Origin of the sequence: Cypionkella sp., assembly GCF_036782355.1 — a bacterium.
Taxonomy (GTDB): Bacteria; Pseudomonadota; Alphaproteobacteria; order Rhodobacterales; family Rhodobacteraceae; genus Cypionkella.
In genome coordinates this window covers 16,893-39,257 of the sequence record NZ_DAIPZF010000029.1, presented here as the reverse complement: position 1 = coordinate 39,257, position 22,365 = coordinate 16,893, and the positions used below count along the sequence as shown (strand labels likewise).

At 59.9% G+C, this 22,365-nt stretch carries 22 protein-coding genes and 1 tRNA gene; 18 read left to right on the top strand and 5 right to left on the bottom strand.

Annotated features, from left to right (window positions below):
- Window positions 1-94 precede the first annotated feature (94 nt).
- Window positions 95-649 carry a LuxR C-terminal-related transcriptional regulator gene (locus V7Q10_RS11755; protein WP_333869295.1) on the bottom strand — a complete coding sequence of 185 codons (555 nt, stop codon included), beginning with the start codon at window positions 647-649 and terminating at the stop codon, window positions 95-97.
- 53 nt (window positions 650-702) lie between these two features.
- On the opposite strand from V7Q10_RS11755, the gene V7Q10_RS11750 reads away from it, so the two are divergent.
- The 8 genes from V7Q10_RS11750 (at window position 703) to V7Q10_RS11715 (ending at window position 10,134) form a co-directional block, all read left to right on the top strand.
- Window positions 703-2,031, top strand: a complete 1,329-nt coding sequence (locus tag V7Q10_RS11750) for an acetylornithine deacetylase/succinyl-diaminopimelate desuccinylase family protein (protein WP_333869294.1) — start codon at window positions 703-705, stop codon at window positions 2,029-2,031.
- On the top strand, window positions 2,028-3,503 hold the full coding sequence (locus tag V7Q10_RS11745) for an ABC transporter substrate-binding protein (RefSeq protein ID WP_333869293.1): 1,476 nt from the start codon (window positions 2,028-2,030) through the stop codon (window positions 3,501-3,503). Before V7Q10_RS11750 ends, V7Q10_RS11745 begins: the two co-directional genes overlap by 4 nt.
- A gap of 93 nt (window positions 3,504-3,596) precedes the next feature.
- The gene (locus tag V7Q10_RS11740) at window positions 3,597-4,544 is read left to right on the top strand and encodes an ABC transporter permease (RefSeq protein ID WP_333869292.1); all 948 of its coding nucleotides are present in this window, start codon (window positions 3,597-3,599) and stop codon (window positions 4,542-4,544) included.
- Between the two features lie 2 nt (window positions 4,545-4,546).
- Window positions 4,547-5,362 (top strand): ABC transporter permease, encoded by an 816-nt coding sequence (locus tag V7Q10_RS11735; protein ID WP_333869296.1) that lies wholly within the window; start codon window positions 4,547-4,549, stop codon window positions 5,360-5,362.
- Complete coding sequence (locus V7Q10_RS11730; RefSeq protein ID WP_333869291.1) at window positions 5,359-6,963, top strand: ABC transporter ATP-binding protein; 1,605 nt, start codon at window positions 5,359-5,361, stop codon at window positions 6,961-6,963. The genes V7Q10_RS11735 and V7Q10_RS11730 overlap by 4 nt, the downstream gene beginning before the upstream one ends.
- Window positions 6,953-8,401, top strand: coding sequence for an aldehyde dehydrogenase family protein (locus tag V7Q10_RS11725; RefSeq protein ID WP_333869290.1), 1,449 nt, complete (start codon window positions 6,953-6,955; stop codon window positions 8,399-8,401). Before V7Q10_RS11730 ends, V7Q10_RS11725 begins: the two co-directional genes overlap by 11 nt.
- Before the next feature lie 4 nt (window positions 8,402-8,405).
- Entirely contained in the window at window positions 8,406-9,143 is a 738-nt protein-coding gene (locus V7Q10_RS11720; RefSeq protein WP_333869289.1) for an SDR family oxidoreductase, read from the top strand.
- Window positions 9,124-10,134, top strand: coding sequence for a P1 family peptidase (locus tag V7Q10_RS11715; RefSeq protein ID WP_333869288.1), 1,011 nt, complete (start codon window positions 9,124-9,126; stop codon window positions 10,132-10,134). The genes V7Q10_RS11720 and V7Q10_RS11715 overlap by 20 nt, the downstream gene beginning before the upstream one ends.
- Window positions 10,135-10,154: 20 nt before the next feature.
- Here V7Q10_RS11715 and V7Q10_RS11710 read toward each other — a convergent pair whose 3' ends face one another.
- Complete coding sequence (locus tag V7Q10_RS11710; RefSeq protein WP_333869287.1) at window positions 10,155-10,544, bottom strand: hypothetical protein; 390 nt, start codon at window positions 10,542-10,544, stop codon at window positions 10,155-10,157.
- 366 nt (window positions 10,545-10,910) lie between these two features.
- Here V7Q10_RS11710 and V7Q10_RS11705 point away from each other — a divergent pair, with 366 nt between their 5' ends.
- The 8 genes from V7Q10_RS11705 to V7Q10_RS11670 all read left to right on the top strand — a co-directional run bounded on the left by V7Q10_RS11705 (window position 10,911) and on the right by V7Q10_RS11670 (window position 18,970).
- On the top strand, window positions 10,911-11,504 hold the full coding sequence (locus V7Q10_RS11705) for a 50S ribosomal protein L25/general stress protein Ctc (protein ID WP_333869286.1): 594 nt from the start codon (window positions 10,911-10,913) through the stop codon (window positions 11,502-11,504).
- Window positions 11,505-11,633: 129 nt separating this feature from the next.
- Window positions 11,634-12,026, top strand: a complete 393-nt coding sequence (locus V7Q10_RS11700; RefSeq protein WP_333869285.1) for a carboxymuconolactone decarboxylase family protein — start codon at window positions 11,634-11,636, stop codon at window positions 12,024-12,026.
- Between the two features lie 12 nt (window positions 12,027-12,038).
- On the top strand, window positions 12,039-13,787 hold the full coding sequence (locus tag V7Q10_RS11695) for a sensor histidine kinase (RefSeq protein ID WP_333869284.1): 1,749 nt from the start codon (window positions 12,039-12,041) through the stop codon (window positions 13,785-13,787).
- Entirely contained in the window at window positions 13,784-15,010 is a 1,227-nt protein-coding gene (locus V7Q10_RS11690; protein ID WP_333869283.1) for a sigma-54-dependent transcriptional regulator, read from the top strand. The genes V7Q10_RS11695 and V7Q10_RS11690 overlap by 4 nt, the downstream gene beginning before the upstream one ends.
- Before the next feature lie 15 nt (window positions 15,011-15,025).
- On the top strand, window positions 15,026-15,568 hold the full coding sequence (locus tag V7Q10_RS11685; RefSeq protein ID WP_333869282.1) for a carboxymuconolactone decarboxylase family protein: 543 nt from the start codon (window positions 15,026-15,028) through the stop codon (window positions 15,566-15,568).
- Window positions 15,569-15,823: 255 nt separating this feature from the next.
- Entirely contained in the window at window positions 15,824-16,828 is a 1,005-nt protein-coding gene (locus tag V7Q10_RS11680; RefSeq protein WP_333869281.1) for a DctP family TRAP transporter solute-binding subunit, read from the top strand.
- Between the two features lie 66 nt (window positions 16,829-16,894).
- The gene (locus V7Q10_RS11675) at window positions 16,895-17,572 is read left to right on the top strand and encodes a TRAP transporter small permease (RefSeq protein WP_333869280.1); all 678 of its coding nucleotides are present in this window, start codon (window positions 16,895-16,897) and stop codon (window positions 17,570-17,572) included.
- 3 nt (window positions 17,573-17,575) lie between these two features.
- On the top strand, window positions 17,576-18,970 hold the full coding sequence (locus V7Q10_RS11670) for a TRAP transporter large permease (RefSeq protein WP_333869279.1): 1,395 nt from the start codon (window positions 17,576-17,578) through the stop codon (window positions 18,968-18,970).
- Between the two features lie 129 nt (window positions 18,971-19,099).
- Here V7Q10_RS11670 and V7Q10_RS11665 read toward each other — a convergent pair.
- A tRNA-Ala gene (locus V7Q10_RS11665) sits at window positions 19,100-19,175 on the bottom strand.
- 100 nt (window positions 19,176-19,275) lie between these two features.
- On the bottom strand, window positions 19,276-19,614 hold the full coding sequence (locus tag V7Q10_RS11660) for a TIGR02300 family protein (RefSeq protein ID WP_333869278.1): 339 nt from the start codon (window positions 19,612-19,614) through the stop codon (window positions 19,276-19,278).
- A gap of 152 nt (window positions 19,615-19,766) precedes the next feature.
- Between V7Q10_RS11660 and V7Q10_RS11655 the strand changes: the two genes are divergently transcribed.
- Entirely contained in the window at window positions 19,767-20,471 is a 705-nt protein-coding gene (locus V7Q10_RS11655; protein WP_333869277.1) for a M48 family metallopeptidase, read from the top strand.
- Window positions 20,472-20,503: 32 nt separating this feature from the next.
- Complete coding sequence (locus V7Q10_RS11650; RefSeq protein ID WP_333869276.1) at window positions 20,504-21,154, top strand: GntR family transcriptional regulator; 651 nt, start codon at window positions 20,504-20,506, stop codon at window positions 21,152-21,154.
- Here V7Q10_RS11650 and V7Q10_RS11645 read toward each other — a convergent pair.
- Window positions 21,151-22,215 (bottom strand): YeeE/YedE family protein, encoded by a 1,065-nt coding sequence (locus V7Q10_RS11645; protein WP_333869274.1) that lies wholly within the window; start codon window positions 22,213-22,215, stop codon window positions 21,151-21,153. The two genes, V7Q10_RS11650 and V7Q10_RS11645, sit on opposite strands and share 4 nt — an antisense overlap.
- Window positions 22,216-22,365: the final 150 nt, after the last annotated feature.

The following is a 22,365-nucleotide window of genomic DNA, read 5'->3' as shown; positions in this document are numbered from 1 at the left end:
TGCTTGTGGAGCAGTCTTATTTGCGCATGATTTTTTATCCTAACCGCGCGGTTTAGGGGTGCGGTTTTGGCGTTTTCATCCGCTTTCTGGCTGGCTAATGGTCCAAGCCGCGCAGGCGGCCCAGCAGATCAGTGGCGCGGCGCACGCCAAAGCGCTTGATCAGCCGCCCGCGCACATCTTCGATGGTGCGGGGACTAAGCTCTAGCCGCTGCGCGATTTCCTTACTGGTCAGCCGCCGGTTCATCAGCTCTAGCACTTGGCGTTCGCGTTTCGACAGGCTGATCGGTTCGGCCTCGTGGATTGGCGCAAAGCTCATCACCACTCGTTCAAGCGGCGCATGCGGCACCAAGGTGCGCGCGCGAAAGCGGCACCAAATGCCATGACCGGCGCGGTGGCGCACCAAGCGTTCGTCGGTGTAATCGCCGGTCTCTTGCAGCACGGTTAGGCCGATGTCGCGGATGCTTTCGAACTCCTCGTCCGAGCCATAGAGAATGCGAAAGGACTGCCCCAAAAGATCGGGCACGCCATAGCCCAAAAGTCGCGCAAAGGTCTGATTGCAGGTTCGGATCACCCGCTGTTCGGTCAGCACGATGCCGGTTGGGGCGGCGTCATAGGCGAGGCTTGCGAAGGCGAGAGCGGAACTGTCCATGCCGTATTGATACGGTATTGATACCGTATTTGTCCTGCGTCAAACTGTCGCTTATGGAAAAGCTTGCCCCAACCGAACCCCGCTTTGCTGCTCTGACCGCCGCTCTTGCGGATCGGCGTGATGATCTGATTGCTTTGACGCAAGATTTGATCCGCATTCCGACGCTGAATCCGCCAGGGGAGAATTACCGCGAGATCTGCGACTACCTTGACCGGCGTTTGCGCGGCGCGGGGTTTCAGACGCAGCTGATCCGCGCCTTTGGAACGCCCGGAGATTGCGATGCCTATCCGCGCTGGAACGTCGTGGCGCGGCGCGAGGGCAAATACAGTGGCGATTGCGTGCATTTTACCAGCCATATCGATGTCGTTGACGTTGGCGCGGGCTGGACGGTTGACCCCTTTGGCGGGCTGCTGCGCGACGGCAAGATCTATGGGCGCGGCGCTTGCGATATGAAGGGGGGGCTTGCGGCCTCTGTTATTGCGGTCGAGGCTTTTTTAGAGGTCTACCCTGATTTTGCGGGCGCGATCGAAATTTCCGGCACTGCCGATGAAGAATCAGGCGGCTATGGCGGCGTTGCCTATCTGGCCGAGCAGGGGTTCTTTTCGCCCAAGCGTGTGCAGCATGTCATCATCCCCGAGCCCTTGCAAAAAGACCGCGTCTGCCTTGGTCATCGCGGCGGCTGGTGGGCCGAGATCGAGACATTTGGCGAAATTGCGCATGGCTCGATGCCATTTTTGGGTGACTGTGCCGTGCGACACATGGGGGCGGTGTTAGATATTTTTGAGGATCGGCTTTATCCGGCCATGGCGGCGCGGCGCACTGAAATGCCGGTAGTGCCCGAAGGCGCGCGGTCTTCGACGATGAACATCAATTCGATTCACGGCGGCCAACCAGAGCGTTTGGCCGGCTCGACGGCGCTGCCTTCGCATTGTGTGCCAGACAGCTGTCGGATCATCATTGATCGGCGCTATCTTGTCGAAGAAACTCTGGACAGCGTGCGCGATGAGATTGTCGGCCTGCTCGATGGGTTGAAACGCGATCGGCCAAAGTTCGATTACGCCATGAAAGAGTTGAACCATGTGATCCCTTCGATGACCGACCGCAATGCGCCTGTGGCGCGTACGGTTGCGGCGGCCATTGCCTCGGTGATGGGAAAAGAGGCGGAATTCGTAGCCTCGCCGGGCAGCTACGATCAAAAGCATATCGACCGGATCGGCAAGCTGAAGAATTGTGTGGCCTATGGCCCGGGCTTGCTCGAACTCGCGCATAAACCCGATGAATATGTCGGGGTTGAGGATATGATGGACAGTGCAGCGGTCATGGCTCAAAGCCTTGCGGCTCTGTTGCTGACGGGAAATAACAAAGGGGAGATTAAGACATGAAATATCTGACGAACCTTCTTCTGGCCGGTTCAGCATCGCTGTTTGCAAGCGTTGCGATGGCGCAAAATACCAATCTTCGTGTGGCCATGCAGCTAGAGCCGCCAAACCTTGACCCAACCGCAGGGGCGGCACAGGCCATCGATTCGGTGGTCTATTCCAATATTTTCGAGGGCCTGACGCGGTTTATGTCAGATGGCTCGGTGGTGCCCGGACTGGCGAAAAGCTGGGAGATTTCCGGCGATGGCCTAAGCTATACCTTTCATCTTCAGTCTGGCGTGACCTTCCACGATGGCACCACGATGGATGCTGAAGACGTCAAGTTCAGCCTTGATCGGGCGCGGGCGGAAGACAGCACCAATGCCCAAAAGGCGCTTTTCTCCAGCATTGCTGAGGTCAGCGTTGTTGATCCGCTGACGGTACAGATCACGCTTAATGCCCCAAACGGGTCGCTGCTGTTCAATCTCGCCTGGGGGGACGCGGTGATTGTGGCGCCCGAAAGCATCGAGACGGCGGCGACCAAACCGATTGGCACCGGCGCCTTCATGTTCTCGAACTGGGTGCAGGGGGATCGCATCGACATTGTGCGGAACCCAACCTATTGGGGAACACCCGCCACATTGGACAGCGCCAGCTTCCGCTTTATTTCCGACCCGACCGCTGCCTTTGCCGCTGTTATGGCCGAGGATGTGGACGTCTTCGTTGGCTTTCCTGCGCCGGAAAATCTGCCGCAATTCGAAGCTGACCCCCGCTTTCAGGTGCTTGTCGGCAATACCGAAGGCGAGACGATTTTGGCGATGAACAACGCCTTGCCACCCTTTGATAATGTTTTGGTGCGGCAGGCTGTGGCCCATGCCATCGACCGTCAGGCGATTATCGACGGCGCGATGTATGGCATAGGCACGCCAATTGGCACGCATTTCGCGCCGCATAATCCTGATTATGTCGATCTGACTGCTCTCTCGGCCTATGATCCGGAAAAATCGCGCGCCCTCTTGGCCGAGGCGGGTTTGCCTGACGGATTTACCACGACGCTCAAGCTGCCCCCGCCCTCTTATGCGCGTCGGGGGGGCGAGATCATCGCGGCCCAGCTGCGCGCGGTTGGGATCACGGCCGAGATCGAGAACCAGGAATGGGCGCAATGGTTGGAAAATACCTTTAAGGGCCATGATTTCGGGATGACCATCGTCAGCCATACTGAACCTATGGATATCGGCATCTATGCCAACCCGAAATATTACTTCCAATACGACAATCCCGCGCTGCAAGCACTGATGACGACGTTGACCTCGACCACCGATCCGGCCGCGCGCTCGGCTTTGCTGGCGCAGGCGCAGACGATGATCGCAGAGGATTACGTCAACGGCTATTTGTTCGAGCTGGCGGTGCCGACCGTTGCGCGTGCAGGCATCAACGGCCTGTGGCTGAACCAACCGACTGCGGCCATCGACCTTACGGCGGTGTCTTGGCCCTAATCGGATGGGCGGCACCCCAAATCGGGTGCCGCCGCATCAAGGGCGCGGTCTGCGCGCCCTTCGTTTTGTATATATTCAGGGAGCTGCTTGGCGATGATGCGGTATACGATGGGTCGCCTGATCTCGCTTTGCCTTAGCCTTATTGTGGCCTCGATAGTGATCTTTACCGTGGTCGAGGTCGTGCCCGGAGATCCAGCCGCCTATATGCTGGGGGTGAATGCCCGCCCCGACACACTTGCCGCCCTGCGCAGCGAGCTGGGGCTGGATATGTCCTTGCCAGAACGGTATTTTGCCTGGACCACAGGCATGATGCAGGGCGACTTTGGTCAATCCTATACCTATCGCACTCCGATTGCTGCGATGATCGCAGACCGCGTCTGGGTCTCGCTGCCATTGGCCTTGTTTGCGCTGACCCTGACGATTGTCATTGCCTTTCCTGCCGGGATCTACGCCGCCAGTCGGCGCGGCAAATTGGGCGACCTTGGTGTTATGGGCGCGACGCAATTGGGTGTCGCTGTACCAAACTTTTGGTTCGCAATGATCCTTGTGATGATTTTTGCTATTAAATTGCGCTGGTTTTCGGCGGGCGGCTTTGCAGGCTGGGAGGGTGGGCTTTTATCGGGGCTGAAATCGCTGCTGTTGCCTGCCGTGGCGCTGGCGCTGCCGCAGGCTGCGATTTTGGCGCGGGTGATGCGCTCGTCGTTGCTGGATATGCTGGGAGAGGATTTCATTCGCACCGCCCGCGCCAAAGGGCTCAGCCGGCGGCAGGCGCTTTGGCGCCACGCCTTGCGCAATGCGCTTATTCCTGTGCTGACCATCATCGGGCTGCAATTCTCGTTCTTGTTGGCAGGCGGCATTGTGATCGAGCAGATCTTCTTTCTGCCGGGTCTGGGGCGGCTCATCTTTCAGGCGATCTCGGCGCGCGATCTGATCGTGGTGGAAAGCGTGGTGATGCTTTTGGTCTTTGTGGTGATCGTGGTGAACTTTGTGATTGATCTGACCTATGCGGCTGTCGATCCACGGCTGAGGTTGCGCAAATGAGACTGCCGCGCAGCCTGCTGATCGGAGGGTTTTTGTCGTTGCTGTTTCTTGGTGGCGCCGCCTTGTCCCTGTTTTGGACGCCCTATGATATTGAAGTTCTGTCGATTTCGTCGCGGCTGCAAACGCCCAGTGCGATGCATTGGCTGGGCACAGATCAGCTGGGTCGCGATATGCTGTCGATGGTGATGATGGGCACACGCACCTCGATTGCGGTGGCGCTTTTGGCGGTGGGCATTGGCATGGGGCTGGGCGTGCCGCTCGGATTGCTGGCGGCGGCGCGGCGTGGCTCGCTGTTGGATGAGGTGATTATGCGCGGCAATGACCTGATCTTTGCTTTTCCCAGCCTTGTCATTGCCATTTTGATCACTGCCGTTTTTGGCGCCGGCGCGATGAATGCGATCATCGCCATAGGCATCTTTAACGTGCCAGTATTTGCCCGTTTGACCCGTGGCTCGGCACTGTCATTTTGGTCGCGTGACTTCATTCTTGCGGCCCGCGTTTCGGGCAAATCGGCCAGCCGTATTTCGGTCGAGCATATCCTGCCCAACATCGCCAATCTGATGATCGTGCAGGGCACCATCCAGTTCTCTTTGGGAATTTTGGCTGAGGCCGCGCTGAGCTATATCGGGCTTGGGGCGCAGCCGCCGATTGCCAGCTGGGGCCGAATGTTGGCGGATGCGCAAACGTTGGCCAGTATCGCGCCGCATGTGGCATTGGTGCCGGGGATGGCGATCGTGCTGATGGTTTTGGGGCTTAATCTGATGGGCGACGGGCTGCGCGATTTGCTCGACCCCCGTATTCGTGTGACCCGCACATGAGTTTGCTGTCCATTCAGAACTTGTCGCTTTCGATCCACGGCACTGCGATCTTGCATGAGGTCTCGCTTGACGTTGCCGCGGGCGAGATTGTGGCGATTACGGGTGAAAGCGGATCGGGCAAGTCAATGACGGCCTTTGCCACCATGGGGCTGCTGCCACAGGGCGCGCAAACCAGCGGCAAAATTGCGCTGGAGGGCAGCAATCTGCTGGCCCTGAGCGAGGCGCAGATGTGCAGTCTGCGTGGCCGTCGGATTGGCATGGTGTTCCAAGAGCCGATGACGGCGCTAAACCCTGTTCAGACTATTGGTGCGCAAGTGGCTGAAACCATTCGCATCCACGAAAAAGTTTCGCGTCACGAGGCGCTTTCGCGCGCCCGCGCCATGTTGACGCGCGTCGGCCTGCCCGAGGCGCGCTTTCCGCTTGGGCGCTATCCGCATGAGCTGTCGGGGGGGCAGCGCCAGCGCGTGGTCATCGCCATGGCCATCGCCTTGCGCCCCCGTTTGCTGATTGCCGATGAACCCACGACGGCGCTGGATGTCACCACACAGGCCCGCATTCTTGAGTTGTTAAGAGATCTGACCAAAGACTTTGGCATGGGGCTGTTGATGATCACCCATGATCTTGCCGTGGTCGCTGATCTTGCTGATCGTATCGTGGTGATGCAGCGCGGGCGGGTGGTGGAAACTGGCGCAACGACGCAAGTTTTTCGCGATATGCACCATCCCTATACCAAGGCCCTCTTTGCGGCCTCGACGCATCGGGTTGACCTGCCCAAGCCGCCGCCGCCGGTGCCGCTGTTAGAGGTCAGGAACGTCACTCGCAGTTATCGCGGCGCGCGGCATGGCTTTTTTGGCCCCAGATTAGAAACGCAGGCCGTCAAAGCGGTGTCCTTTACCTTGAACCGCGGCGAGCGTCTGGGATTGGTTGGCGAATCTGGCTGTGGAAAATCCACCTTGACCCGTGCGATTTTGGGGCTTGAACCGGTGCAATCGGGCGTGATCCTGCTGGGGGGCGCGCCGGTTTGGACGGGAAATCTGCCCAATCTGGCTGTGCGCCGCCAAATGCAGGTGGTGTTTCAAGACCCCTATGGCAGCTTTAACCCGCGCCACCGCGTCAGCCGCCTGATCACCGAACCGTTTCATCTGCTGGAAAATCCGCCCCAGGGCGCAGCGCGCAGCGCCAAGATTGCCGATGCGCTGACAGCGGTGGGGCTGCGGCCCGAAGATGCCGATAAATACAGCCACGAGTTTTCGGGCGGTCAAAGGCAGCGCCTTGCCATCGCCCGCGCGCTGATCAACGATCCCGCGCTGATCGTTTTTGACGAGGCGGTTTCGGCGCTGGATGTCTCGGTGCGGGCGCAGGTGCTGGATTTGCTGGCCGAGCTTTGCCGCAATCGCCCGCTGAGCTATCTGTTTATCAGCCATGATCTAAGCGTTGTCCGCACAATCACCGACCGCGTGATGGTCATGCAAGCCGGCGAGATCGTCGAGCAGGGGCCGACCGAACAAGTCTTTGCCGATCCGCAACATCCCTATACCCGCAAGCTGTTGGCCGCCGTGCCGCAGCTTCCTGACATAAGGAAAGCCCCTGATGCCTCTTGAAGCTTTTGGCATTCCTGCCGCCTGCCATCTGATCGGCGGAGTCTGGACACCAGGCAGCCGATGCCTACCGCTGCATGATCCTTCGACAGGCGCGCTGCTGACCCAGATCGCGCTGGGCGGCGCCGCCGAGATTGACCGCGCTGTTCAGGCCGCCCATGCCGCGCGCGCAGGCGATTGGGGGCGGATGACCGCGCTTGAACGTGGACGCATTCTGACCCGTCTGGGTCAGCTGATTCTGACCCGAACCGAGGAGTTGGCGCAGCTTGAGGCCCGCGACGTTGGCAAACCCCTGACACAGGCGCGCGCCGATGCCGTGGCCTTGGCCCGCTATATGGAGTTCTACGGCGGTGCGGCCGATAAGATCACAGGTGAGACGATTCCCTATCTGGAGGGCTATACCGTCTACACTCTGCGCGAGCCGCAAGGCGTGACCGGCCATATTATCCCATGGAACTATCCGATGCAGATCATTGGCCGCTCGGTCGGGGCGGCGCTGACGATGGGCAATGCCTGCGTGCTGAAACCCGCCGAGGAGGCCTGTCTGACCGCTCTCGCTTTTGCGGCTTTGGCGCAAGAGGCAGGGCTGCCTGCGGGGGCGCTGAACGTTGTGACCGGTCTGGGCGCCGAGGCAGGAGCGGCGCTGGCGGGACATCCGGGCATCCAGCATCTGTCCTTTACGGGTTCGGTTGGGGTAGGGGTGCTGATCCAGACCGCGGCAGCGCAAAATGTGGTGCCGGTGACGCTCGAACTGGGGGGCAAGTCGCCGCAAATTGTGTTTGATGACGCCGATCTTGACCGGGCTTTGCCGTTTTTGGTGAATGCTGGCATCCAAAATGCGGGTCAAACCTGTTCGGCGTCGTCGCGCATCTTGGTGCAGCGGGGCGTCTATGACGAGGTGCGCAAACGGATGGTCGCGGCCTATGGCGCGCTGACGGTTGGACCGGCGCTGTCAGATCCGCGTGTTGGTCCGCTGATCTCGGCGCGTCAAAAGGATATCGTGCAGGGGTTTTTGGCGAAAGGCGCGGATCTGACGATCGCCGCTCAGGGGATGCTGACGCCGGAGGCCAGCGCATTGGGGCATTATATGCGGCCGACATTATTTGCCGAAGTGCCCAGCGATCATTGTCTGGCGCAGCAGGAAATCTTTGGTCCAGTGCAGGTGCTTATCGCCTTTGACGACGAAGCCGATGCCCTGCGCATCGCCAATTCCACCGACTATGGACTTGTCGCCTCGGTCTGGACGCGCGACGGGGGACGGCAAATGCGGCTGACCAAAGCACTGCACGCAGGACAGGTTTTTGTGAACAATTACGGCGCGGGGGGCGGGGTCGAGCTGCCCTTTGGTGGGGTTGGAAAATCTGGTCATGGCCGCGAAAAGGGCTTTGAGGCGCTGTACGGATTTTCGCAACTTAAGACCGTCGCAACTTGGCATGGGTGAGAACATGAGACTGGATAAAAAGATTGCCATAGTCACTGGCGCGGGGTCGGGCTTTGGTGCGGGTATCGCCCGGAAATTCGCGGCCGAAGGCGCGCATGTGATACTCGCCGACATCAATGGCGCTGCTGCCGAGGCCGTTGCGCGCGAGATCGGCGGCACAGCCCAGCAGTGCAATGTCGCAGACCGCGCCAGTGTCGAGGCGCTGCGGGATGCCGCCTTGGCAATCGGACCGGTGGATATTATCGTCAACAATGCCGGCGTCACCCATCTGCCCAACCCAACCGAGACGGTAACCGAAGCCGATTTTGACCGGATTTTTGCCGTCAATATGAAGGCGATTTATCTGATGACGCAGGCCTTCGTGCCTGGCCTTAAGGCGCAGCGTGCTGGCAATATTTTGAACATCGCCTCAACAGCGGGAGTTTCGCCGCGCCCTAACCTTAGCTGGTATAATGCGTCAAAAGGCTGGGTGATTACGGCGACGCGGTCTTTGGCTGTCGAACTTGCGCCTTTTGGCATTCGCGTGAATGCGCTTAATCCAGTGGCAGGAGAAACGCCGCTGCTGAAATCCTTTATGGGACAGGACACGCCGGAAATCCGCGCCAAGTTCCTTTCAACCATCCCGCTTGGCCGCTTTTCTACGCCCGAGGATATGGGCAATGCCGCTTGCTTTCTGTGCTCGGATGAGGCCTCGATGATCACTGGCGTTGCGATGGAGGTCGATGGTGGTCGCTGCATATAAACCTGGGCCCCGCAATCTGATCACCGACGTGAAAGGGGTGCGGGTGGGCCATGCGCAAGACGAAAGCCTGCGCTCTGGCACGACGGTGCTGACCTCTGAGGCACCCTTTGTGGCTTCCGTCCATGTCATGGGGGGGGCGCCTGGCACGCGTGAGACCGATCTTCTGGCCCCCGACAAGACCATCGCGGCGGTGGATGCGCTGGTACTTTCGGGCGGGTCTGCTTGGGGGCTGGATGCCTGCTCGGGCGTGATGGACGGGCTGCGCGCGGCGGGCAGGGGTTTGCAATTGGGCGAGGCGCTGATCCCGCTGGTGCCGGGTGCGATCTTGTTTGATCTGTTGAACGGCGGCGATAAAAACTGGACCGAGAACCCCTATCGTGCATTGGGCCGTGCGGCCCTTCTGGCTGCGGATGTGGATTTTGCGCTTGGCAGCGTGGGGGCTGGCACTGGCGCGCTTGCGGCGATGCAGAAGGGCGGGCTTGGCTCGGCCTCGATTGTGTTGGGCGATGGCACCACTGTGGGTGCGCTGGTCGCAGCCAACCCCGTAGGCAGTGTTACCACGCCGGGCGAGCGCCATTTCTGGGCTGCGCCCTATGAGATAGATGGCGAATTTGGCGGTTTGGGGCCAGACCCACGCGGCGGATTGGGCGGGCCGCTGGTTTCGGCGAAACTGGCCGCATTGCTTGGCGCGCGCGCCAATACCACCATCGCCATTGTCGCCACCGACCGCGCGCTGACCAAGGCGCAGTGCCACCGGCTTGCCGTTGCCGCACATGATGGCATCGCCCGCGCCGTGGTGCCCGCGCATACGCCAAGCGACGGAGACCTTGTCTTTGGCCTCTCTACGGGCTCGGGCAGCCCCGCCAGCGATGCGCAGATGCTTGAAATTGGCCACGCCGCAGCACTCTGCCTGAGCCGCGCCATTGCTCGCGCTATCTTTGAGGCTCGCCCCCAACCGGGTGACCTGCTGCCCTGCTACCAGAGCCGCTGAGCTCCCGCATGCCCCCTGCTTTAGAGGGCCGCTTTAGATCCGCGTAGCGCCCGCCACAGGTTTGTCAGCGCCACAACCTGCACCGCGACAACGACAATGTTTGAGATCACGACAGGATTTGACAGGCCAACCATTGGAACAGTGATCAGCTTGTAAGTGATCTGCACGGCAAAGAGCGCAACACTCATTGGCATCGCCCAAGTTAGGCGTTTTACATGCATAACAATCAACGCAGCGCTTATGATTGCGATGGCCATATAGATCGAGGTGAGAATTAAGCGCCCGTCTGTCAGCAGCCCGAAACCTCGGCCTGCGGCTGTCAAATCGAGCATGAGAACCGACACGACGGGCACCAGAACGATGATGTTGAAGGCGAGAGCAAAGAGGATGAAGCGCGTTGCCGTATTCATCTGAAGCTCCTTGTGTTGTTTATAGTGGCAACCACTGGCAACTGAGGGTGGCGGAATAAGGTCTTGAGCCTTGACTATGCAGGTTTGCAACTCGCACGCCAGCGGTCTTTGGTGCGACTTAAGGGGCAATCTGATTTGCTTGCTGATCAGAAAAAGTTGCAGCTTACTGCGGACCGCAATTGGTCGCTTGCACATGGCTTGGCGGCCTCAAGACGGGAAAACGCCTTCTAATCCAGGTTAAAAACCGCAAAATAGCCCGCAAACGTGCCAATTCCTGCTTTCCTTCAAGGTGATTCCCCGCTATGGACCCCGAGGTCGCGCCATGCACCCTTGAACGTTGGCGGACATATATTGGAGAACTACCCTATGGCACGCGAGATCATGGATCTTCACGCCGAGGTACGCGCGGGGACAGGCAAGGGGGCCGCCCGCCAAGCCCGTCGTGACGGCTACGTACCTGGCATCGTTTATGGTGACAATGTTGCACCGCAAGCGATTCAAATCCCTTACAACGCTCTGCTCAAGCGCCTGCGCGCAGGCCGTTTTCTGTCGTCGCTCTTCAATCTGAAGGTCGAAGGCATGGAAGATGTGCATGTGATCTGCCGCGGTGTTCAGCGCGACGTGGTTAAGGATCAGCCAACGCACATCGACTTGATGCGTTTGCACGATGAAAACCGCATCAACCTTTATATCCACGTTGAATTCATCAACCACGAAGCAAGCCCAGGCTTGAAGCGTGGCGGCACGTTGACCGTGGTGCGTTCGGAAGTCGAGCTGGAAGTTCTGGCAGGCGATATTCCGGATCATGTCACTGTTGACCTGACCGGCCGCAAAATCGGCGATGTGATCCACATCAATGACATCACTCTGCCAGCTGGCGCAAAGCCAACCATCGCGCGCAACTTTGTTGTGGCGAATGTGACGGCACCTGCGGGCTATGTGGAAACCGGCGAAGAGTAATCTTTCGCACGGCACACCAAAAAGGGCGCGGCAGGGAAACTTGCTGCGCCTTTTGCGTTTTGGGCTTGGTTGCTGCGGCTTCGCGAATGCTGTCTACTGCCCAGATTGACCCAATTTGCACGAGGCACCATGGCTGTGACATTTGACGAAGATCTGTTTGTGCTGGGACTTGACCAACGCAAGGCCACGCTTGGGGCCGACTATGTCGAAAAGAACCTTGCCGCGGCTGATGATTTCACCCGCCCGTTTCAGGAAGCCATGACAGCTTGGTGCTGGGGCTTTGGCTGGGGCGATGGGGTGATCGACGCCAAGACCCGCTCGATGATGAACCTGTCGATGATCGGCGCGCTGGGCAAGATGCACGAATGGGAAATCCACTGCAAAGGCGCGCTGAACAACGGCGTTTCAGTCGAGGAAATTCGCGCCATCATTCATGTGATCGGCATCTATTGCGGCGTGCCGCAGGGGCTTGAATGCTTTCGCGTTGCGCGCAAAGTGCTGGAAGAGCGCGGCTTGCTGTAAAGGCTGACCACGATGCCCGTTTCGTCTAAAACTGCGCAATCCTCGATCATGACGCTGTTTTTCGTCATGGCGATGGGCTTTGCCGCGCTGGTGGCTTGGATCTCGTTGCGCGATGGTCTGGATCGTCTGAGCGAGCGCGGGGCTGCTGACCTGTCGCTTGCCTCGGGCCGTCTGACCGGAGAGTTACAGCGCTATCGCGAGTTGGCGGTGTTCTTTGCCGATCATCCAACCTTGATGCCTTTGGTCGGCCTAAAATCCCCCTCGGTTACGGCGGTGGCACCGGCCAATGCGCTGTTGCTGGCTGCCGCCGATCGCACGGGATCGGATCGCATCGAACTTGTCAGCCGCGAGGGGCGGGTTCTGGCCTCTTCCAGCCGTCGCGCAGGGGTCGCCGCTGACAACGGCATCCCCGATTACCTGCGCCGTGCGCTGAATGGCACCATTGGTATGGCGCATATGCTGGATGCTAGCCATCAGCGCCGGATTTTTATCTATGCGGCGCCGGTGTTTTCGCCAGAGGGGCCGGTGGTCGCCGCTGTCACCATCCGGCTGGATGTGGAAACCGTTGAAGTCGCAAGCCGAGGCGAGGCGGAATCCGCGTTTTTCACCGATGCCGAAGGGGTGATCTTTGTCTCGAACCGCGATGAATTGGTGCTGCGGGCACAGCATCTGATTCCCGATGTGCTGCCAGCCGTGCCGCCCGAAATGATCCAGCCCTTTCCGCCGTTGCGCGAATATACCATCGCAGAGCATTCGGTTTGGGCGATCAAGGCTGGGCCCTATCTGCCCTCACTGGCGCTGCATTTGACGCAGCCTTTGCCGGTGATTGCGATGCGGGGAGAGATTTTGCTGGATGCCGCCCCCGCCTTGCAGACCGCGCTGATGCAGGCGGCGACGGCTGCGGCGCTGTGTCTGATCTTTGGCGCGGCGCTTTTCATGGTTTCCGAGCGGCGCCGCAGCTTGGCGCAGCGCCTAGAGGTCGAGGCCCGCGCCAATACTGCGCTGGAAGAGCGGGTTGCCGCACGCACCAAAGAGCTGACACTGGCGCAAGCCGATCTTATCCGCGCTGGCAAGCTTTCGGCGCTGGGGCAAATGGCAGCGGGCCTTAGTCACGAGCTGAACCAGCCACTGATGGCGATCCGGTCGTTTGCCGAAAATGGGGCGGCCTTTATCGAGCGCGGCAAACCAGAGGTAGCCGCGGCAAATCTGCTGCAAATCTCGGATCTTGCACGGCGGATGGGGCGGATCATCCGCAATCTGCGTGCCTTTGCGCGTCAAGAGGTTGAAGGCTTTTCCGATGTCGATCTGGTGGCCGCAGTTGCGGCTGTGCTGGAAATCACCCAGCCGCGGATGCGCCAAGATGGTGTGGCGCTTGAATACCGCCCGCCCACCCAGCCGGTGATGGTGCGCGGCGGCGAGGTGCGCTTGCAGCAGGTGGTGCTGAACCTGATCGCCAATGCGCTGGATGCGATGGCGGGACAAGAGGGCGGGCGGTTGCGCCTGCAAATCAGTCAAGCCGAGGGGCGGGTGCGTCTGACTCTAAGCGATACGGGGCCTGGCATCGCCGAACCCGAACGGATGTTTGACCCGTTTTATTCCACCAAAGCCATTGGGCAGGCCGAAGGCATGGGGCTCGGCTTGTCGATTTCCTATGGCATCATCGAAAGCTTTGGCGGCAGCATTACCGGTCGTAACCCTCCGGGCGGCGGGGCCGAATTTTGCGTTGAACTTGCCGCCTCGGCAGGCGAGAACACCGCATGATCCGTACCGTTCTTCTTGTTGATGACGACCGCGCCGTGCGTCAGGCCTTGGGCCAGACGCTGGAGCTGGCAGATTTGCAGCCGATTCTGGCGGGCAGCTATATCGAGGCCAAGGATCATATCAGCGATAAATTCCAAGGTGTTATCGTCAGCGATGTCAGTATGCCCGGCAAAGACGGCTTTGCGCTGCTGGATTATGCGCAAAAGATTGACGCCGAGTTGCCGGTGATTTTGCTCTCGGGGCAGGGCGATATTCCGATGGCGGTGCGCTCGGTTGGTAAGGGAGCGTTTGATTTTCTGGAAAAGCCCTGCGCACCCTCTGATCTGATTGCGGTGGTCGAAAAGGCGCTGCGCAGCCGCGCGCTGGTGCTGGAAAACCGGCTGCTGCGCAAGCAGTTGCAATCTTCGGATGCGGCGGCGCGGATGATTTACGGCACCTCGGCGGTCTCGGAAGATCTGCGCAACCGTGTGCGGGTTGTCGCCCGCACCACGGCCGAGGTTCTGATCACAGGTGAGCCTGGCAGCAGTATCCCCAAGATTGCCGAGATCATACATATGCTGTCGGCCGCGGCCGCTCGGCCGTTTCAGCGGCTTGCGGCGGGGTCGGTGACGCCCGCGAGCCTTGCGCAGGCCTTCGAGACGGCCGAGGGGGGGTCGATTTTTATCAATGAGGTTGGCGGACTAAGCCCTTCAAGCCAGTTTGCCTTGTTGGATCTGATGGAAGGCGACCACCCCGCGCGGGTCTTGGCCGGCACCTGTCAGGATCTGGCGGCCGAGGCACAGGCGGGGCGGTTTTTGCATGACCTGTTCTATAAGCTTGACGCCATGCGCCTGCGGATCCCGCCGCTGCGCGAGCGGCCCGAAGATATTGGCGTGTTGTTTCGCACCTATGTTGCACAGGCCTGCGAGCAAGCCGCCCTGCCCGAACCCGTGATTTCCGAGGCGATCATCGCCCGGCTGATGGCGCGTGATTGGCCCGGCAATGCACGTTCGGTGATGAATGAGGCGATGCGCTTTGCCATGGGGCTGACCGAGGATGAGACCGAGCCCAGCACCGGTTTGGCCGAGCAATTGGCGCGGGTCGAGCGGTCTTTGCTGGAAGAGGCGCTGCGCCGCGCCGGCGGCAATGCCACGCTGGCCGCCCAAGCCTTGCAGGTGCCGCGCAAGACCTTTTATGACAAGCTGACGCGGCACGGGCTGCGGCCAGAGCTGTTTCGCAGCTGATTTCAGGAGACGATGATGCAAGATTTCATGCCGCTAAGCGATGCCGATTGGCCAAGCCAGATTGCCGATATGCGCGGCGGCTTTGCGGGGCGGCTGAATGTCTATCGGGTGATGGCGCATCATCCGGCCCTGCTGCGGGCCTGGGCGGATTTCCGCGATCATGTTGTGGTCAAAACCAGCCTTGGCGCCGAGCGCAGCGAAGTGGTGATCTTGCGCACCGGCGTGCGGTTGCAGGCCGAATATGAATGGGCGCATCATGTGGTGCGGGGGCGGGCCTCGGGCTTAAGCGACGCGCGGATCTTGTCGCTGCGCGGTGATGCGGCGCGGCTTTCGGGGGCCGATGCGATCTTGGTGCGCGCGGTGGATGCGCTGATTGACGCGGCCTGTTTGCCCGCCGATCTGCAAGCCGAACTGGTGGATTTGGTTGGCGTCGATGGGCTGTTTGATGTGATTGCGACGGTCGGTTTGTATCGGATTCTGGGCTGTCTGGTGAAAAGCTTTGACACGCCGATTGACGCCGATATTGCCGCAGCACTTGCTGCCCAGCCGATTGGCTAACGGGCACAGTCTGTGCGGGTTTACGCCGGTTAGGCGCTAACAGCTGTGCGGATTTCCGCACAGTGTTTGTGCTGCGGGTTGGAGGAAATTTGCCTAATATGCGGATAAAAAAAGAAAAAATCCCCAATTAGATCGTTAAAAAACTTTCTATTGCCCAAGCATCGCCTGATCTAAACACTTTGATCATCGTCCGAACTTCGGGCGCAAGTCACATGCTGGACCCTGTCTGGCGTCGATACTCTGGGAGGAGTTCACATGAAATTCTTGACCGCTGCCGTTTCGGCGGCCTTTCTTTTGTCGACCACTGCGATTGCTTCGGCTGCTGAATGCGATCCGGGCGAGACCGTGGTGAAATTTTCCTTCACCACCAACCTTGATAAGCACCCAAAGGGTCTGGCCGCGCAGGCTTTGGCCAACCGCGTCAACACCGAGATGAACGGCAAGCTTTGCATGGAGCTTTACCCGAACTCGACGCTTTATGATGACGACAAGGTTCTGGAGGCCATGCTTCAGGGCGACGTGCAGCTGGCTGCGCCGTCGCTGTCGAAGTTTGAAGCTTTCACCAAAGTCTTCCGCCTGTTCGATCTGCCCTTCATGTTCAAGAACATCGATTCGGTTGACGAATTCCAGCTGGGTGAAGCCGGTCAGGCGATGAAATCCTCGATGGAGCGTCGCGGTTTGGCGGGCTTGGAATTCTGGCACTCGGGCATGAAGCAGTTTTCGGCCAACAAGCCGATGCTGTTGCCAACCGATGCCTCGGGTCTGAAAATGCGCGTGCAGCCGTCTGATGTGCTGGTCGCTCAGATGCAGGCGCTGGGTGCCTCGGCGCAGCCGATGGCTTTCTCGGAAGTGTACGGCGCGCTGCAAACCGGCGTTGTCGATGGCCAAGAGAACACCTGGTCCAACATCTATGGCCAGAAGTTCTTTGAAGTTCAGGACGGCACCACCGAAACCAACCACGGCGTGCTGGATTATCTGGTCGTAAGCTCGGTCGATTTCCTTGACAGCCTTGCCCCAGAGGTGCGCGATCAGTTCATGCAGATCATGCGTGAGGTCACGGTCGAGGGCAACGCCAACGTCAACGGTCTGGAAGCCAAATCGCGTCAGGCGATCTTGGATGCCGGTGCTGTGATTCGTGAACTGTCGCCAGAGCAGCGTCAGGCTTGGGTCGATGCTATGAAGCCAGTTTGGGTGCAGTTCTTGGACGATGTCGGCCAAGACAACATCGACGCCGTGCAAGCGATCAACGCCAAGCACTAAGTCAAAAGTCAGCATGGCCCAAGCCGTTTGGGCCATGCTGCACCCCACTCCTGAACGAGGCGCATGATGAGCGACACCCCCAAAGGCGCCCCGCGGCGCCGTATTGATGTCTGGGAGCAGACGGCGATTGCCACGCTTTTAGGCCTGATGACCCTGATCACCTTTATCAACGTTGTGCTGCGCTATGGCTTCAACTCGGGTTTCATCTGGGGGCTTGAGGCGACGCTGATCCTGTTTGCTTGGCTGGTGATTTTTGGCGTCAGCCATGCCTTTCGCGTCACCGCGCATTTGGGCGTCGATGCTGCGACCAGCTTTCTGCCTGCGGGCCCCAAGCGCGCTGTGGCCTTGCTGTCGGCGGCGGTCTGTATCTTTTATGCGCTGCTGATGTTGAAGGGCGCATGGGATTACTGGGCGCCTTTTGCCGGATTTCAGGTTACAACGGGGCGCTGGTTCCCGACGGGCTTTGACGCCTCGACCCGCGACCGCGCGTTCTACATCACCGAACAAATCCCGATGCCGTGGTTTTTGGAATTTCTGGCAGGTTGGATCAATCAGGGCGAAGAATGGGAAAAGCTGCCGCGCTTTATCCCCTATTTCATCCTGCCGCTGGGCATCAGCCTGCTGCTGCTGCGGCTTGGGCAGGCCACGCGTGAAATTTTGGCGGGCAGCCGTGAAAGCCTGATCGTCAGCCACGAAGCCGAAGATGCTGTCGAAAGCGTCGCCGCCCTTAACCGAGAGTCCTGATCCATGCATGTTTTGGTCTTATTTCTAGGCATTATCCTGCTGCTGATGATCGGTGTTCCGATTGCGGTGGCGCTGGGTTTGTCGTCGGTGCTGTTCTTGCTGTTTTTCAGCGATACCTCGCTCGCCTCGATTGCGCAGACGTTTTACAGCAGTATGGCTGGGCATTACACGCTGCTGGCGATCCCGTTTTTCATTCTGGCCTCCAGCTTTATGTCCACAGGCGGCGTTGCGGCGCGGATCATCCGGTTTTCGATTGCCGTGGTTGGGCATTTGCCCGGCGGTTTGGCGATTGCGGGGGTCTTGGCGTGTATGATGTTTGCCGCACTGTCGGGGTCGTCGCCGGCCACCGTGGTTGCGATTGGGTCCATCGTCATCGCGGCGATGCGCAAAATGGGCTATACCAAGGACTTTGCCGCCGGCGTGATCTGTAACGCTGGCACCTTGGGCATTCTGATCCCGCCCTCGATCGTCATGGTGGTTTATGCCAGCGCCACCGATGTTTCGGTCGGCCGGATGTTCTTGGCGGGGGTTATCCCCGGCCTGATCGCGGGCTTTATGCTGATGGCGGCGATCTATATCATCGCCGTGGTCAAAAAGCTGCCCAAGGGCGAGTGGATGGGCTGGGGCGAGGTCTGGGCCTCGTTCCGCGATGCCTTCTGGGGGCTTTTGCTGGTGGTGATCATCATGGTCGGCATCTACGGCATTCCTGGCATCACAGGTGCGATCTTTACCCCGACCGAAGCGGCGGCAGTGGCCTCGATCTACGCCTTTATCGTGGCAAGCTTTATCTACCGCGATATCGGGCCGCTGGCGGGGCAAGACGGCGGCGCGCGCAAAAGCCTGTTGCGTCATCCGCAAGCTCTGCTGACCAGTCTCTACCACCCCGACACGGTGCGCATGCTTTATGACGCGGGCAAGCTGACCATCACGCTGATGTTCATCATCGCCAATGCGCTGATTCTCAAGCAAGTGCTGACCGATCAACAAGTGCCGCAGGCGGTGGCCAATGCCATGCTCTCGGCTGGTTTGGACAAGATCACCTTCCTGATCGTGGTAAATGTGATTCTGCTGATCGGTGGCCAGTTCATGGAGCCTTCGGGCCTGATCGTCATCGTCGCGCCAATTGTGTTCCCGATTGCGATCAGCCTTGGCGTCGATCCGATCCATCTGGGCATCATCATGGTGGTCAATATGGAGATCGGCATGATCACGCCGCCGGTGGGTCTGAACCTTTTTGTCACATCGGGCGTGGCGGGGATGTCGATCATGCGGGTGGTTAAGGCTGCCTTGCCCTTCCTTGGCATCCTTTTCGTGTTCCTGATCATGGTGACCTATATCCCGATCCTGTCGACATGGCTGCCCACGCTGATGATGGGCCCCGAGACCATCATCAAATAACCCGGCCCAAGCCCCCCCGTGCAGCAGGCGCTGCGCGGGGGCAACCAACCAGCGGGGCGTGAAAACCTTAAAGGCAAAAGAAAAGGGCCGCTAAAAGCGGCCCGTTTTTTCTGTTTGACTTAGGTGGTTTGGTGGAGCCAGGGAGGATCGAACTCCCGACCTCTTGAATGCCATTCAAGCGCTCTCCCATCTGAGCTATGACCCCATCCTTATCCGACGTTGGGCGCGTCGTGAGCGTTGTTTAGGGGAGGGCGCGAGGCGGTGCAAGGGAAAAATGCAGGCTTTTCGCGCCCTTCTCAAAGCGATTAAACGTCTTCCTCGTTGCTGGCCACATCGGCCAGATCATCAAGCGAAACGGTATCGTCTGCGTCATCTTCCAGCAGCTCGTCGTCCAGATCTGCGTCGTCGGATTCGTCGGCGACCAACAGATCATCGTCGGCATCCAGATCGTCGACCAGAACGGCGTCGTCGTCTTTTTCTGGCTGTACGCGGTTGATCACGGCGGCGGCCATTTTGCGGCGTGCCGATTCGATATCAACGACTTCGCCCGTATAGGGGCTGACGATAGGCGTGCGGTTCAGGTCGTAAAAGCGCTTGCCGGTCGTCGGGCAAATGCGCTTGGTTCCCCATTCTGCCAAAGGCATGGTATCCCCTTTATTCAGGCAGGCCCCAAGGCGGGGCCATCAATTCAGAATGCAGTCGCTTGCCATAAGACGGCCCGAGTGTCAAAGGCTTTTCGAAGCAGTTGCGGCTGTCTTGCAGATAGCTATGCTGAATGCTCCTGTCCAGAGGCCCTATGCTGCTGATCCCCGGTTCTCCTGCTGTTTCAATCACGATCAAGCGCTCGGCGCGGGCGCGGCGGTTTTCGCTGCGCATCAGCCAGACCACGGGGCAGGTTTCGCTGACACTGCCGCTGCGCGCGCGCGAGGCCGAGGCCCTGGCCTTTGCCCGCGCACAAGAGGGCTGGATCAGGGCGGCCTTGGCGCGATTGCCGCAGGTGGTGGCTGTGGGTCTAGGCGCGCAGATCCCTTTCGAGGGGCGTCTGCTGACCCTGACCGCGGCAGCGGGGCGGTCGGTGCGCCAAGAGGGTGATCTTTTGCTGGTGCCGGGTGCGCCTGACCGCGTGGCGGCGCGCGTGGCGGCCTATCTGAAGGTGCGGGCGCGAGACCGGCTTGTGGCCGCCTCGGATCACTACGCCACCCAAATCGGCCGCCGCGTGGCACAAGTGAGCCTGCGCGACACCCGGTCGCGCTGGGGGTCTTGCACCTCGCAGGGGGCTTTGATGTATTCTTGGCGGCTGATTATGGCCCCGCCCCGCGTGCTGGACTACGTCGCGGCGCATGAGGTGGCGCATATGCTGGAAATGAACCACTCGCCAAGGTTTTGGGCGGTGGTCGAGCGGCTTTTCCCGCAATGGCAGGTCGAGCGGGCTTGGCTGAAACGCGAAGGCCATGCCCTGCAAACGATCCGCTTTGAGACCGAGGCCTTCGAGGGGGATTGACCGCGAGGCCAAGACGGTGCTTGGCTGCGCGCATGCCGATCATTCCGCGCCTTGCAGACCCCAACGCCGCCGCCCACGAGCGGCTTTATCGCAGCCTGCGGATGCAGGTGATGCACGGTGAATTGGCGCCGGGGCAGGCGATGACGATTCGCGGCATTGCCGAACAATTTGGCGTCTCGATGACGCCTGCGCGCGATGCGGTGCGGCGTTTGGTGGCCGAGGGCGCCTTTACCATGTCGTCCTCGGGGCGGGTTTCAACGCCAGAGCTGACGCCCGAGCGTATCGAAGAGCTGGCGGTGATCCGGTCTTTGCTGGAGCCCGAGATGGCCAGCCGCGCGCTGCCACGCGCGCATTTCGCGCTGATCGACCGGCTGGCTGCGATCAATGCGCTGAACCAAGAAGCTGTGATGAATCAAGATGCTGTGGGTTACGTCCGCACCAATTTGGAATTTCATCGCACGCTTTATCTGCGCGCGCAGACGCCAGCGATGCTTGCAATGTGCGAAACGGTTTGGTTGCAGCTGGGGCCCACCATGCGCGCGCTTTACCAAAAGCTGCGCCGCCGCGAGGTGCCGCAGCACCACCGGATGATTCTGGCGGCGCTGCGGGCAGGGGATGACCCTGGGTTGCGGTTGGCGGTGCGCACCGATGTCACCCAAGGCTTGCGGCATCTTGCCTCTTAAGCGCTGCCGCGCCCCGTCTTGGGCTGATCGACGAAGAAATCGGTAAGCGCTGCGCCGATCCACATGCACAATGCCGCCAGCCAAGCCGTTGCGACAAAGATTGAGGCCCCTGTAACCCCTGCGCCAATCGCGCATCCGCCTGCCAGCATCGCGCCAAAACCCATCAGCGCCGCCCCCGCCATCGCGCGACGCATCTGGCCTATGCCCTCAAAACCCTGAAATCTTAGCTCTTTGCTGACAGCTGCGGCCAGAAATGCGCCAAGGAAGACGCCGGGAACAAGGCCAATGTCAAACTCTGGCACCGCATCTGGCACCAAAAAGAACATCAAGGTCTTGGCCGATGGTCCTGAAAAGGTCGCAGAGGTGACGCTGACAGGATCAAAAGCCACCTGTGCCAGCGAAAAGGTCAACACCCAGCCCAGTGCCACAGCAAAGCCAACGCCCGAGGCAAAGACCAAGACCCGCGCGCCAATCTGGTTGCGCCGCGCCAAGACCAAGGCCAGCGCCGCAACCGCCAGCCCCAGCAGCACTCCCGACCAATCGGGCAGGGATAGAGCCGCTAAAAGGTTGATATTGCGTCCACTTGGCGTCACCCAAAGCCCCGCCAAAGCGCCGCGCAAAGGCGCCAGCCAGCCGTGCAGACTCATCTGCGCCACCACCGCAAATATCAGCCCGGCGATCAGCGACCGCAGATTGCCCGTGGCCGCCAAAACCAACAGCCGTCCCGAACAGCCCCGCGCCAAGACCATGCCTGCGCCAAACATCAGCCCGCCAATCACTGCGCCCGACCAAGATCCGGCAACCGCCATCATGCGGGCATCTTCAGCGCGAAACAGCCCTAGGCTTTGCGCGCCCTGCACCCAGACCACGGCGGTGGAAAAGGTCAGCAGCCACACCGACATTCTTGGCCCCAGTCTGCCGCGTGCAAATTCAACCGTTGCTGCGCGCAGACAAAACGATGACCGCTGCGCTGCGACCCCAAAGACCACACCCGTCAGCAGGCCAAAAAACGCGGCCAGATTTGCCTCGTTCACATAGTCAAGCAAGCTGCTCAGATCCATCTTTCCTCCGATGTCTTTTTGCTTGGCCGCAGTCTAAGCCTGCCTCGCTTTGCCTGCTTTGACACAAATCACACGGCGAGAAAACGCCTCGCTGGCTCTCAAAGTTTCGCCCACAAGGCCTTGCGGATCAATTCGGCGGCGTGACACAAG